This window comes from Polaribacter sp. Asnod1-A03, from assembly GCF_045063585.1.
GTDB lineage: Bacteria > Bacteroidota > Bacteroidia > Flavobacteriales > Flavobacteriaceae > Polaribacter.
In genome coordinates this window covers 125,185-139,834 of record NZ_JBEFOE010000009.1, presented here as the reverse complement: position 1 = coordinate 139,834, position 14,650 = coordinate 125,185, and the positions used below count along the sequence as shown (strand labels likewise).

The 14,650-nt window shown below is 29.0% G+C and carries 15 protein-coding genes; all 15 read left to right on the top strand.

The window, feature by feature from the left end; translation table 11 throughout:
- The first annotated feature begins 18 nt into the window (after positions 1–18).
- The 15 genes from ACJJVY_RS01025 (at position 19) to ACJJVY_RS00955 (ending at position 14,596) form a co-directional block, all read left to right on the top strand.
- Positions 19–1,359, top strand: a complete 1,341-nt coding sequence (locus ACJJVY_RS01025) for an AAA family ATPase (RefSeq protein WP_405604233.1) — start codon at positions 19–21, stop codon at positions 1,357–1,359.
- The gene (locus tag ACJJVY_RS01020; protein WP_405604231.1) at positions 1,352–2,014 is read left to right on the top strand and encodes an HNH endonuclease; all 663 of its coding nucleotides are present in this window, start codon (positions 1,352–1,354) and stop codon (positions 2,012–2,014) included. The genes ACJJVY_RS01025 and ACJJVY_RS01020 overlap by 8 nt, the downstream gene beginning before the upstream one ends.
- A gap of 159 nt (positions 2,015–2,173) precedes the next feature.
- Positions 2,174–2,677, top strand: coding sequence for a hypothetical protein (locus tag ACJJVY_RS01015; protein WP_405604229.1), 504 nt, complete (start codon positions 2,174–2,176; stop codon positions 2,675–2,677).
- Between the two features lie 104 nt (positions 2,678–2,781).
- On the top strand, positions 2,782–3,993 hold the full coding sequence (locus tag ACJJVY_RS01010; RefSeq protein WP_405604227.1) for a hypothetical protein: 1,212 nt from the start codon (positions 2,782–2,784) through the stop codon (positions 3,991–3,993).
- 163 nt (positions 3,994–4,156) lie between these two features.
- Positions 4,157–5,095 carry a DUF2185 domain-containing protein gene (locus tag ACJJVY_RS01005; protein ID WP_405604225.1) on the top strand — a complete coding sequence of 313 codons (939 nt, stop codon included), beginning with the start codon at positions 4,157–4,159 and terminating at the stop codon, positions 5,093–5,095.
- Positions 5,096–5,365: 270 nt separating this feature from the next.
- Positions 5,366–6,514: a PIN domain-containing protein gene (locus tag ACJJVY_RS01000; protein ID WP_405604223.1), complete on the top strand. Its 1,149-nt coding sequence runs from the start codon at positions 5,366–5,368 to the stop codon at positions 6,512–6,514.
- A 347-nt stretch (positions 6,515–6,861) separates the two neighbouring features.
- A complete protein-coding gene (locus tag ACJJVY_RS00995; RefSeq protein ID WP_405604221.1) occupies positions 6,862–7,179 on the top strand; it encodes a DUF6660 family protein in 318 nt (105 codons plus the stop codon).
- A gap of 76 nt (positions 7,180–7,255) precedes the next feature.
- Positions 7,256–9,415 (top strand): TonB-dependent receptor, encoded by a 2,160-nt coding sequence (locus ACJJVY_RS00990; RefSeq protein ID WP_405604219.1) that lies wholly within the window; start codon positions 7,256–7,258, stop codon positions 9,413–9,415.
- Between the two features lie 6 nt (positions 9,416–9,421).
- Positions 9,422–9,838 (top strand): Fur family transcriptional regulator, encoded by a 417-nt coding sequence (locus ACJJVY_RS00985; protein WP_108805524.1) that lies wholly within the window; start codon positions 9,422–9,424, stop codon positions 9,836–9,838.
- A 53-nt stretch (positions 9,839–9,891) separates the two neighbouring features.
- Positions 9,892–10,476 carry a methyltransferase family protein gene (locus ACJJVY_RS00980; protein WP_405604217.1) on the top strand — a complete coding sequence of 195 codons (585 nt, stop codon included), beginning with the start codon at positions 9,892–9,894 and terminating at the stop codon, positions 10,474–10,476.
- Positions 10,477–10,787: 311 nt separating this feature from the next.
- The gene (locus ACJJVY_RS00975) at positions 10,788–12,017 is read left to right on the top strand and encodes a Shedu immune nuclease family protein (protein ID WP_405604215.1); all 1,230 of its coding nucleotides are present in this window, start codon (positions 10,788–10,790) and stop codon (positions 12,015–12,017) included.
- Complete coding sequence (locus tag ACJJVY_RS00970; protein WP_405604213.1) at positions 12,018–12,347, top strand: hypothetical protein; 330 nt, start codon at positions 12,018–12,020, stop codon at positions 12,345–12,347.
- A gap of 153 nt (positions 12,348–12,500) precedes the next feature.
- On the top strand, positions 12,501–13,178 hold the full coding sequence (locus tag ACJJVY_RS00965) for a DUF4145 domain-containing protein (RefSeq protein ID WP_104514760.1): 678 nt from the start codon (positions 12,501–12,503) through the stop codon (positions 13,176–13,178).
- 153 nt (positions 13,179–13,331) lie between these two features.
- Positions 13,332–13,775: a hypothetical protein gene (locus ACJJVY_RS00960; protein ID WP_405604211.1), complete on the top strand. Its 444-nt coding sequence runs from the start codon at positions 13,332–13,334 to the stop codon at positions 13,773–13,775.
- Positions 13,776–13,894: 119 nt separating this feature from the next.
- Complete coding sequence (locus ACJJVY_RS00955; protein ID WP_405604209.1) at positions 13,895–14,596, top strand: tetratricopeptide repeat protein; 702 nt, start codon at positions 13,895–13,897, stop codon at positions 14,594–14,596.
- The last annotated feature ends 54 nt before the right edge of the window (positions 14,597–14,650 follow it).

Sequence of the window (14,650 nt, the reverse complement as noted above, 5' to 3'; positions counted from 1 at the left end):
AGTCATTAGAAAAACGAAATGATAAAAGAATATAGACATAGAAAAACCACTTATCGATTAGTTGATTCAAACTCGTCTTCTGAAAATAATATTTTCTCAATTTTGGTAGGGAAAAACGGTTCAGGAAAAAGTACACTATTAGGTGCATTAACTAGTGATTTAATAAAAGAAATAAAGAGTCGCAAGGAATATTATTCGAATAATGAAAATACTTTTTTTGAAAATGTAAATGACGACTTTTTCCCAAAAGAAATAATTGCAGTTTCAACAAGTCCTTTTGACAAATTCCCAGTTAATAGAATGGGTAGGAATATTGATGGTTATACATATTTAGGATTAAGAGATTTATATAGTACTAATTTCGGTTTAGCATACTTATCAAAAATAATAGCCTCACTTGTAGAAAGTGTAATTAGAGAACCTAGACAGTCTTATGAAATTGGTCGTGTTCTTAAATATTTAGGATATAAATCTGAAATTTGGATTAAATTTCAAATATTTAATTCTCGAAAATTTTTAGATGAAATAATATCAATGGATGATCCAATGATGATTTTTGAAACTAGAAGAACTGGAACTATTAGAAAATTTAACAAGTCATTTTTTTTAAACGAAGATGATTCAATAAATGAAGAAAAAGTTTATAAACTTAGAGATGTTGCTCTTAAAATTATGGAGGGTAATTTATATCGTTCTAATTTTGAATTTTCATTAAATGAAAATGGATTGAATATCGATATGCAAGAATCTGATGATATTCTCTTCTTAATACAATCTGGAATAATTAGACTAAAAGATGTAATTCTTCAACCTCTTATTGATTATAGCCATTTTTCTATTAAAGATGCAAGTTCAGGAGAACAAAGTATCATTTTAAGTATTCTAGGAATTGCCAGTAAAATAAAAGATAATTGCCTTATATGCATCGATGAACCAGAAATTTGCCTTCATCCACAATGGCAAGAAAAATATATTGAAATCCTAATTTCAACATTTGAAAACTATCGAAATTGTCATTTTATAATAGCAACACATTCACCTCAAATAATATCAAGACTTAATAATAACAGTTTTATTATTGATATGGAATCTGGAGAATCGAGAAATGCTCTAGAATTTATTAATCATTCAGCCGATTTTCAATTAGCAAATATATTTGATTCACCTGGCTTTAAAAATGAATATTTAAGTCGTATTGCTTTAAACATATTCACTAAAGTCAGTAAAAGGAAAATGTTTGATTTGGATGATTTAGAGAAATTGAGATTATTAGATAAACAAAGTAAGAATCTAAATCATAATGACCCTGTTTATAACTTATTTGAGGCCATAAAAGAACTGCAAAAAATTTATGGCTGATATACAATCAAGTATTGTTTTCAGTAAAGAAACTGATGCAATAATAAATAAGAAATGGACAGACCCAAATTTCAGTCATTTGAATTGGAGTGAAGATGAATTATTACCACTTAGAAAAGAAACACGTAATTATTATAGAAATCTTCAAAAGGGGTTTTGTAGCTATTGTAAACAAAATGTTTCTTTAATTTCAGCTTCAAATGGTCATATTGAACATATTGTACCAAAATCAATACATATTGAATTTATATTTACACCAAAAAACTTATGTGTAATATGTGCCGATTGCAACCAAATAAAAAGAGAACAAGAAACTCTAGGAATTATTCCTGACACTTTAAAAAAAGTATCTACTGCTAAGAATAAACTATATCCAAGAAGTAGCGGAGCATTTAAAATAGTCCATCCACATTTTGACAATTATGATGAACATATATTAATAGTTAAAGGATTATATGTAGACAAAAGTACTAAAGGTCATTTCACAATTGGGGTTTGTAAGCTTAACAGAAAATTACACGTATTTGGTCGCAGTGAAGAAGAAATTTACGATGATAGACTAAGTGAATTAATGAGTGGATTTTTAGATGATGATAATCATTTTAGTAGGAACGAAAAGTTAATTACAATAAAGAAATTATTGGAAAAAAAATAACGCCTTACAACACCGTATATAATTTATTGCTGGCTTCTTGCCTACTTGCGAAAGTCCTTGCGGACTTTCTTGGTCGGTAATTATTTACTAAATTAGTTACCTGAAACACGCAACAAACCATATACAACAACGTTGTAAGCAACCTAAGAACAGAAACGCATGAAATACTTTTTCGATACAGAAGATGATGGACTAGCAAAGGAAACATCCCATCCGAATTTTGTAAAATCAATGAAATCGCAATTCTATTATGACTGTACAGATGAATTTTCACCATTTGGAAATGATGATGGAGCGGATTTGTTTTACAACCTTGAAGATTGGTATCGGGAGAAAAAGCTAACTCGTAATATTGTTAAATGGATGTTTAAACAAATTGACGAAATGGGGTTCGAATACAAAAGCAAAGGTTGTTCCGAAATACTAGACTTGGAAAAATTAAATAAAATTCAAGAAGAAGATGAATACTTGATTTCATCAATGGATAACTCAATAATTGCGACTGGATTTGGACAAATAAAAATCACAGGAAAAATTGACTCAAAACTTAAAGATTTGACAATTAAAGCACTTGACAGACAAATGTTATTGGATGAAGATGATGATAAAGAGTTTTTTAATCGACTTGAAAAAATGAAAAGTGATTTAACGAATTACAAATAAAAAAGGCAGCTTACAACACCGTGTATAATTAATTGCTGTATTAATCTCTACTTGCGAATATTCCTGCGGAATATTCACGGGTTAGTAAAAGTTTACTAACTTAGTTGCTCAACCACGCAACTAATCATACACAAACACGTTGTAAAACATTTAAAACCAACATTATCAATAAATCAGAAAACTTAGTTTCAGAAATTAATTCAAACGTCTTTTTTAAAGAATTTACGTTTGCGAAAAATGATTTTACAGATTTAGACTCTAAACAGAAACTTGAATTTTCAGATAATGTAATTTGGTTAGACGATATATTTTTCATTTTCGAAATAAAGGAAAGAGATTCAAAGGAAAACTCGAATGATTCTAGTTGGTTTAATAATAAAATTTTAAAAAAAGCAGTTAAGCAAATTAAGAATACTCACGAGTATTTAGCAAAATATCCGAACATACCAATAATCAACGAAAAAGGACATAAAAAGAATATTTCCGAGGCAAACTTTCAAAATATTAAATCAGTAATAATTTATTCGCCAAGTGATAATCTTGAGGAAAATCAAAGACATTTAAAGTTTTACAGAAGTGCAAAAGTTGGACTAATTCACTTATTTCATTCAGAAGATTATTATTGGATATGCAAATATTTAATCACACCAGCAGAAGTTGAGGAATATTTAATGTTTAGAGAAGAGCTATTTGAAAACCATCCGAAACATTTAAATGCTCTTCCTGAGCAATATGTTTTAGCACATTTCTTCTCAACTCTTGACACTTATGAAATTAAACCTGAATACATAAATAATTTCAAAAAAGTTACAACAGATTCAAGCGAATTTAATATTTCATATTTAATCGAAAACTTTAACAAAAATATTAGGTTTTTAAAGGAGCAAACAGAATATTATCCAATCATTTCAGAAATAGCAAAACTTAATCGAGCAGAATTAACTGAATTTAGAAAACGGTTTGTTCGAACAATCGAAAAGTGTAAAGAGGAAGATATTGTAATACCATATAGAATATATGTTCCTAGAACTGATTGTGGTTTTGTATTTATTCCACTAAATAAACGAGCTAATAAACATTGGAAAACAGCTTTAAGTAATTTCACATTTGCTCAAAAATATGACCAAAAGTCAAATCGCTGTGTAGGATTAATAATGTTTGAAAAAGAAATTAACGGAGAAAATTTTTTAGATATGTATTGGGCATTTATTGAACAGAAATGGGAATATGATGCAGAAATGGAAAAACTGCTTTCCGAAAATTTCCCTTTCCGAGAAGTAAAAATGAAAAGGCTTAATAACAGATATTTGAAATAAAAAACGTTTTACAACACCGTATATAATTTATTGCTAGTTCTAGCCTACTTACGAAAGTCCTCGCGGACTTTCTTTGTCCGTAATTATTTACTAAATTAGTTGCTTGAAACACGCAACAAACCATATACAACAACGTTAGCCTTAATTAGAGAAAAACCCAGAAATGATATTCAATAACAGAAAAAGAAAACAAGCAGTAATAGACTTTTTTGAATATGTAGAATCTGAATTATTAACTAATGAAGAAGATTCAGAAGTCATTAATGGGATTAAAAAACAACTAAAAAGTGGATTTGAACTAATAGAAAATAATGAATGGGGAATTGCGTTTGAAAATCTCTCATCAGAATTAGTTGAGCATTACATTATAGTTGATAGAAAAGGAAATGATTTAGTAAAAAAAGTAATTAAACTCTGTAAATTAAATAAAAAATGGGAATTTGATTTAAGGAGAATAAATTCACTTGGTTATAAAATGGGGAGTTGGAAATTAACTGATTCTGAAAAGTTAGCTAAAGAAAACAAATACACTTTTTACAAACCAAGCATAGAAATATTAAAAAATCTAAAAGTTGGTAATATTGTAAAACTCACATTTGAATTTGAATCTTCTAATTCAGAACATCCAGGAGCAGAAAGAATGTGGCTTGAAATCACCGAAATTAATGAGGATAAATTTAAAGGAACATTGGACAATCATCCATTTTACCTTCACGAATTATATGCAGGAGACAAAATAGAATTTGAATATAAACACATAATTGACCATGATTTAGAATTATCTGAACCCAATCTTGTAGACAAATATTATGATAGATGTTTTGCTACAAATAAAGTATTGTATGAAAATGCACCAATAAACTATATTTATAGAGAAGAACCAATGGAAAAAGATGAAGAAAGAGATTATATAGATACTGGTTGGAGAATTTTATCAGGAGACGAATCTGATGAATATATGGAAGATTCAGAAAATATTAGTTTAGTTTCAATTGGTTCTATTTTATCCAGAGATGATTCGTTTATCGACTTACTCGAATCTGAAATTGGAACAAGTTTTGAGCGTAATGAAAATGGAATATTTGAGGAAATTACCGAATAATAACTAAGGCTAACAAGGTATAAAAAACATAGGGCGGTTTAGGCTTACCGAGAGGTCTGTGTTTATTTACAAAGTCGCCAAATATAAAATTTGGCATTTTCAACATAAAAGATAAAAGCAAAATATTATATTTGGCTAAGTAATAAACCGAAACGAAAGTGCAAATCAACTGCCCTACGTTTCTTATACTAGACGTTGGCAGTAATTAGAGTCTGACACTAAAACAAAAACATTTTTATTGTCAAAATACATTAATAAAATTATAATAAAATGGCAGAAAATAAAGATATTTTCTATTTAGACAAAGTATATCCTGAACCCGATAAAATATTTTCTGAAACTTTTAGTGGAGCAAATAAACTTTTGAAAGATTCTATTATTATTTTAGACACGAATGTATTATTAATTCCATTCGATACTAATGATAAAAATCTTCAAGAAATAAAAAATATTTTTCTAAAATATAAATCTAAAAATAGGCTTTTTATTCCAGCAAGAGTTGCAAGAGAATTTGCAAACAATAGAGCTACCAAAATCGGAGATGTTTTTCTTCAAGTGAGACAAACAAAAGAGAAGTTAAATTCAGGAAATTTTAAAATAAATCAATATCCTATTCTTGAAAAAAACAAAGATTATATCGAATTGAAAAAACAATTTGAAGATATTCAGAAATTAATTAAATTATCTAGGAAAAATCTTGAAAATATAGAAAGTCATATCAGGGAATGGACTTGGAATGACAATGTGAGTATAGCTTACAAAGAAATATTTACACCCGAAATAATTATAGAGGTAAAAAAAGATGTAACTGAAATAGAAAAAGATTTAGCTTTTAGAATAGCATATAAAATTGCTCCTGGTTTTAAAGATAGTAAAAAACCAGACGATGGTGTTGGAGATTTAATAATTTGGCAAACTATTCTAGAAATAGCAAAAGAGCATAATAAAAATGTTGTTTTTGTTACTAACGACCAAAAAAATGATTGGTTTTATAAACAGGATAAAATTGGTCTTTATCCAAAATATGAATTATTCGATGAATTCAGGAGATATACATCAGGAAAATCAATTTCTATAATAAATTTTATCAAATTTTTAGAATTATCTGATGCTGATGCAGAAACAATAAATGAAGTAAAAACATCTATAAAAGAAAAAATAAAAGAATATTCTAAAATAGATGTTAGCAGTATAGTAGAAGGTTTAGAGGTTGAACACAATAGGTTTGGTAAAGGACAAGTTAAAAAAGTATGGAAAGATGGAAGTTTTAAGAAAGCTAAAATTTCATTTGAACATTATGGTAATAAAACTTTATTATTACAATTTGCTAAAATTAAAATATTAGATAATGAATGGAATTATCTAATTCAAAATCCTGACTTTAATGAAGATGATAAAAATCTATTTAATGATGAATAATAATTAACTACTGCCAACACCGTATAAAATTAATTGCTGGTTTTAGCCAATTTACGAAAGTCCTCGCGGACTATCTATCTGTGATTTATTTACTAACTTTAGTGCTTAAAACACGCAACTAATCTTATACAACAACGTTGTGCATAATGCGGAAATCGTGCTAAACATCAACATTTGAACTAAAAAACCAACGCGCAAACAGCACATTTATTTTTTTGCCAACGCGAAAAGCCAACGCTTAAAAAAACAAAAGAGCTGTTTCTTTGCCAACGCTAAATTCATTCTTGACAATCGGAATAAAAAACTTTGCAACACCATTGCATTGAAATTTATTTATCTTTGTGCCAATGAAATTTATAACTATCATACTATCATTATTAATTCTTGGTTTGTCAATTAAACCTTGTTCTGACGGAAATAATGCCAAAGACCAACACCAAGAAGAAATATCTGCTGAACACAATCATCAAAATGATAGTGATGATACTTGTCCAATAACTTGTATTTGTAATTGTTGCGGAATCTCAATTACATATGAACCTATTCAAACTTTTGAATTAGTTGTTAATAATCAAATCTCTACAGAAATATTATCTGTCTATCAATCAATCTACAGATTTAACTTTCATTCCAATATCTGGCAACCGCCACAATTAATTAGCTAAAAATATCGACTAAAAGTCAAAATTTTAAAGTTAATTAATATTTACATTTTCAATGAATAAATACATATTGAGCGCAATGCTCACAATTATAACGTGCTTTTCTATAAAAGCGCAAACATCTGATATACAAATAAAGGTAACTTCAGAATCCGAAAACGAACCGTTATTTGGAGCAACAGTATATTTTGAGGAATTAGAAAAAGGAGCAGTAACCGATTTTGACGGAATTGCAACTTTTAACGAAATTCCGAATGGCGAACATATTATCATAGTTTCTTTTTTAGGCTTTGAAACTCTAAAAACAACTATTCAAATCCCAAGTAATTCAGACTTGATTTTCAAATTAAAAAGTGGAGGAAACGAATTGGATGAAGTTGTATTACAATCTTCAAGAAGTACAAGAACTGTAAAAAAAATTCCAACAAGAATCGAGTTTATTGGAGTTGAGGAATTGGGAGAAAAAGCAATTATGAATCCAACAAATATTTCGATGGTGCTTCGTGAAAGTACAGGAATACAAATGCAACAAACATCTTTAAGTAGTGGAAGTACAAACATTAGAATTCAAGGTCTTGATGGTCGTTACACACAACTTTTAAGAGATGGATTTCCGCTTTATGGAGGCTTTTCAAGTGGTTTGAGTATTTTACAAATTCCACCTTTAGATTTGCAACAATTTGAAATTATTAAAGGAAGTTCATCTACACTTTATGGTGGTGGAGCAATTGCAGGTTTAATAAATATGGTGTCAAAAACACCTGACGAAGAACCTGCTTTAGATATTATGCTTACGCAAACACAAGCTTTGGGAAGTACTGCAAACATATTTTACAGTAAACGGAATGGAAAATTTGGTGTTTCACTTTACGGTTCAGGTCACTATCAAAAAGCTTACGACCCAGAAGATGATGGTTTTAGTAATTTACCAAAAACTAAATCTATTTCATTTAATCCAAAATTCTTTTATTATCCTTCTGACAAAACTACGTTTTGGTTTGGTCTAAACGGAACTTATGACGATAGAATTGGTGGAGACATTACTAAAATAGAAAGTGGCGAAAATGGAATTCATCAATATACAGAGGAAAACATTTCAAAAAGATTGAGTAGTCAAGCAGTTTACAAAACTCAAATAGATTCTATTAGTTCTTTAAACATTAAAAATAGTGTATCCTTTTTCGATAGAAATTTAACGATTCCAGATTTCAATTTTGATGGTAAACAAACCAACACATTTACGGAAATCACTTATCAAAGAGAGACTTCAAAAGCAGATTGGATTTTTGGAGCAAATTTATATACTTCAAACTTTGACGAAAATGATAATGCAACTTTGCAACGTGACCAAAAAGACATCACTTACGGAATGTTTGCTAACAATATTTATGACCTTTCCGAAAATTGGATTTTAGAAACTGGATTGCGAGCAGATTACAATACTGATTTTGGCTTTTTTCCACTTCCAAAAATTTCTGTGCTTTATAAAAATGATAGCGGATTTTCGAGTAGAATTGGTGGTGGTTTAGGTTATAAAATTCCAGATATTTTTACAGAAGAGGCTGAATTTATAAACTTTGAAAATGTTCTTGGAATTGATAAATCTTCATTAAAGGCAGAGCGTTCTTATGGTGTAAATCTTGATTTCAACTATCAAACACGTTTATTTGAAAATATTGGCTTTTCAATTAATCAACTTTTCTATGTCACAGCAATTAACAACGGTTTGCTGTTAAATAGTACAGACAGCGGAATGTTTGCATTTGAAAATGCAACTGATGAAATTTTAAGCAAAGGAGCAGAAACAAATATAAAGTTTACTTATAAAGATTTTAGATGGTTTTTAAATTATGCACTTATAGACACTAAATTGAACTATTTGGCAGGAAATCCACAAAAACCATTAACTGCAAAACATAATGCAGGAAGTGTTTTGATGTACGAATCTGAAAAATGGCGTATAGGTTATGAAACTTTTTACACAGGAAAACAATTTTTATCAAACGGAACAGAAACTACAGATTTTGTAACAATGGGTTTACTGTTAATGAGAAACTTTAAATTTGGTAGTGCATTTGTGAACTTTGAAAATTTCACAGACAGAAGACAAAGTAGGTTTTCACCTTTGGTTTTACCACCACACGAAAATCCAGAATTTCCCGAAATCTATGCACCAACAGACGGTTTTATTTTTAGTGTAGGCATAATAATTAAACCATTTGGAAACGAAGAACATTAAGAAAATATGCAAAAAATAGAAGAATTTTTAGAATCAAAAGATATTCGAGCAACTGCAATGCGTTTATTAATATATAAGTTCCTTGCCGAAAAACAAGTTGCAGTTACATTAAGTGATATAGAAAATGCTTTTGAGAAAGCAGATAGGACAACATTATACAGAACTATTAAAACATTTGAAGAAAAAGAAATTGTGCATCAAATAGACGATGGCACAGGAATTACGAAATATGCTTTGTGTGAAAAAGGTTGTAATTGTGAGATTGAAACCGATTTGCATTTACATTTTCATTGTAATAACTGCAACGAAACCATTTGTTTAACAGAACATAAAATCCCTCAAATAAAAGTGCCTGATGGATTTGTTTCAGAAAACGTAAACTTAGTTGTAAAAGGCATTTGCGATAAATGTAGCGGACAATAAATGCACTTCCATTGCATTGGTTATTATAGCATTTTTACATAAAATTAGAAACTATGTTATTATTCGCTTATCTCATATTGTATTTTTTATTGGTCTTTGTTTTAAGGTCTGTATTACTTTGGAAAAAAACTGGAATAAATCCATTCACATTTGAAAAAACAGATAATGCACACGACTATAATGGTAAGGTTTTTAAATTTATCACAGTTCTTGAGCTAATTGTTGTAGGAATCTATGCTTTCAAAGAAGAATGGTATGAATATTTACTTCCTTTTTGGTATTTGGAAAATCAAACTTTACAGAAAATTGGATGGGTACTTTTGTTAGTATCGCTGATTTTTGTTTGGTTTTCTCAAAGCCAAATGGCAAATTCTTGGAGAATCGGAATTGATGAAAACAACAAAACCAAATTGGTAACAAAAGGAGTATTTTCAATTTCAAGAAATCCTATATTTTTAGGAATAATGATTACGAATATTGGGTTATTCCTTGTAATTCCTAATGCATTTACATTACTAATAATTTCATTATCTACTTTAAGCATAAATACACAAATACGAATGGAAGAAGAATTTTTAAAACGTGAATTCGGCAATGAATATAAAGAATACGCAAAAAAAGTAAGACGATGGATTTAATAATTAGCAGAAAAATGCCAACGCTTAAAGCCATACACATTTACAGTCGCTTCATCCAAGCTTCGCCAAAACTGTAAAAGAGTATGTCTTGCCAACGCTAATATTTGAACTAAATAACAAACATCGGAAAACCAAGCTGAACGTGAAAAGCACTATGCACAACACCGTATATAATTTATTGCTGGCTTCTCGCCTACTTACGAAAGTCCTCGCGGACTTTCTTGGTCGGTAATTATTTACTAAATTAGTTGCTTAAACCACGCAACAAACCATATACAAACACGTTGTAAGCCATTTGAGAAAACCAACATATGAAAGAACAATTCCAAGAAACTAAAAAGTTAATTCTCTTCGAAGAAAAAGTTGGAGATAAAAAAGTCGTATATCGTCAACACAAAGAAGATGAGGAAAAGGAATTCGTCAAAATCTATGAACAAAAAGGGAAAGATTATTTTTTCGACTACGATGGACAAACTATAAAACAAATTGAACTAAGAGATTTTGAAGAAATTCCATATATGTTTAGTTCTTTTGGTTATGGATTTAGTGACAATACGGTAAACAGTTTTTTTAGGTATCAATTCGATGATAAGCGAATAAATAAAATTATAATATCAGAAGATATTGAATCTAAAAAAGTTAGAAAAAATCTTTTTTTAAATCTAAATGACCTTTCAGCATTAATTTCAAGTACAAATCAAGAACAAAGAGCTTGTAATGACACTAAAAAAATTCTAATTAAAAATTTTTTAGTAGATATATTTCCAGAAATAGCTTTTGACTATAAAGAGACAAATAATAATAAAAAGCTGATTTTAAGAAATCTCAATCAAAAACTAATTGACCAACTAACAGCTGATGATATTGAAAAAATTGGAGATTTTTATGTTGATGCTTCAAAAAAATATAAAAGAGCAGATTTAGTCAAAAGAATGACATTTGGGCTTCAAAAAAATGCTCAAATCCTAACACTTCAAGAGATTATTACTAAATATGAATCCTTGTTAAAGGAAAATCCACCTGAAAGTTCTTGGCAGAAATTTTTTGATGAATACATTACACTTTTTGACACACGCTACGCACATAAAATCAACTATAAAAATATTGCTACTGGCATAACAAAATATCCTGATTTGGTTTTGGTTGATATTTATGGATACATAGACTTTTATGAACTCAAAAAAAGTAGTACACCTTTAATTCAATACGACTCAAGCCATAAAACTTGGTATTGGACAAAAGATGTTTCTATGGTAATTGCACAGGCAACTGATTATTTACAAAAATCAAAGGAAAATGCTATTAGCTACACAAAGGCAATTAAAGAAGAAACCGAAACTGAAAGCGAAGAAGGAATTGATGTTAATATTATAAATCCAAGAGTGATAATTGTAGCAGGCTCTACAAAGGAATTGAATACAAAGAAGAAACTAAATCATTTTAAAAATCTTCGTGAGAGTTTGAAAGACATCGAATTTGTGCTTTATGATGAACTTCTCGAGCGACTTAAAAATCTATTAGACAAAATAAAAATCAAATAAATGACAACTGAAGAAAAAATTGAAAAAATTTCCGAATTCCTTCATCAACCGAATAATAAATTGATTTGGAGTAAAAAAGAAACAATGCAAGCTGGAACTTATTTCGACATTGAATTGTCAACTAATCCAATGAATATAGATTTTTCTGTTGAAACAATTGTTGACGGAATTGAAGAGACAGTTACAATTTTAAAAAGTCTTGCAATAAATAAAGATTTAAAGTCCATAAGAAATGAAGTTGAAAACAAACTAAAAAAATATAATATTAACCCTAACGATAGTTTTCATCTTGCTATAAAAGGTAATCGAGATGAAAGAATGGAAGAATAAAAACGGCTTACAACACCGTATATAATTTATTGCTAGTTCGTGCCTACTTACGAAAATCCTCGCGGATTTTCTATCTGTGATTTATTTGCTAACTTTAGTGCTTAAAACACGCAACAAACCATATACAAACACGTTGCCAATAATACCAAAAAAATGAACACACAAGAAAGATTGAATATAAGAATAAACCAATTGATTGAATTGGCTGATAATGTTTTAAGAACTGAAAGAAGAGGAACTGGTTCATTTTCGACATCTTATGTTGACAACGAACAATTCAATGCTTTCAAGAATGCATCTTTATCTTTTATTCTAAATTTATTCGATAAAGACCATCCATATTACGAAAATTTCACAAATAGTTGCAATAGGGCAACACCATACGATGCTAAAGCAGGAAGAGGAATATTAACATCAATAAAAACAGAAATTGAACAAGGTTGGCTGAATACTATTCGAGGTTTAGTAACAGCCGAAATCTTTACTGATTTTATTGAAATGGCTGAACATTTACTGAACGAAAATTATAAAGATGCTTCTGCGGTTATGATTGGAAGCGTTTTAGAAGAGCATTTAAGACAGTTATGCACGAAAAATGGAATTGATATTACGTCTGAAAAAGGTGGAAAACAAATCCCAAAGAAAGCGGACTTGTTAAACGCTGAATTAACAAAAGCAACTATATATAATAAACTTGACCAAAAGAATGTAACTGCGTGGTTAGATTTAAGGAATAAGGCTGCTCACGGAAAATATGGCGAATACACAAAAGAACAAGTTGAATTAATGTTACAAAGTGTTATTGACTTTATGACAAGAAATAGCATATAAGTACTATTGGCAACACCGTATATAATTTATTGCTAGTTCTAGCCTACTTACGAAAATCCTCGCGGATTTTCTATTCGGTTTTTATTTGCTAAATTAGGTGCTTAAACCACGCAACAAACCATATACAAACACGTTGTACACCATTAAAAAAAAATGCGAAATTTAATTTATATTTTAACAATAATTACATTTTTTTCTTGCAATAGAAAATCTGGAGAATTGGAATTATGCGGTTTGGGAATTCTTAAACCCTATTATCTAACAGGATTAGATTATGAAGGTGGAATTTTTGCAATAAAGGAAAAATATAAGAAAGAATACATTACCGTAAAAAAAGGTCAAAACTCTGGAATAGTAAAAATTCGATTTGATGTTAATTGTAAAGGAGAAACTGGAAATTTTGAATTTGAGACTTATAATCTAAAATATGAATCAATAACTATGAATGATTCTATCACTAACCAAACAGTTTCAATAGCTAAAAAATTAAATAATTGGACTCCAGGAACCAATGATGATAATGAAAATATTAATTCATTTAAATTTTTAGCAATAAAAGTAATTAATGGCGAAATTAAAGAAATATTACCGAAATGATAAAATGGATTAAACGCATCATACTTGGACTTTTAAGTACAGTTCTAATACTGATTTTACTTTTTGTTATAATTAAACCAAAACCATATTATGTAATTAATTATTTAATTGGTTCACAAATGCAATGGTTTGGTTATGATAAAGACGGAAATGAAATGATTGAAAAATCAATAAAAAAACTAAAGAACTTTAGTGCTTCACAATATCATTCAGCTTCTGTTCAAAACTCAAAAAATGGTAATTATAACAAAGCTATAGAATATTTAGACAAAGCATCGGAATTGGAACCAGAAGAAGTTGATGGCTATTATGGTTGGTTATTACTTTACTATTACAGAGATTATGAAAAAGCATTATTTCACTTGAATAGATATGATGCCTTTACTCCAGATTTTGTTGATTATCCCCAAGGAGATAATATACTTTTCACAAAAGCTTTATGTTATAAAGAATTAGGACAATATTCTAAAGCATTAAAATTATTTGATAACGCAATTAAATCTGAACTAAAAGAGCACGATGAAAATTGGATTTCACATCAAATTTACTTCCAAAAAGCGAGAACATTACATTTATTAGGTCAACAGAAAAAAGCTATTGAATATTATGACAATACAATAAAGTTATGGGGGAAAAGTAGTGAATCTTTTTATTATAAAGGTCTTGCCCAAATAGAGCTTAATGACTCATTGTCTGGTCGTGAAAGTTTAAATAAAGCACTAGATTTAATAAAAAAAGGTTACAAAACATCTGACAGTTACGTTGCTTTATTTGACGAAGTTTATCAAATGGAAATTGAAAAAACAATTAATGAACTTTAGAAAAAAACGGTGTACAACACCGTATAAAATTAATTGCTAGTTTTAGCCAATTTA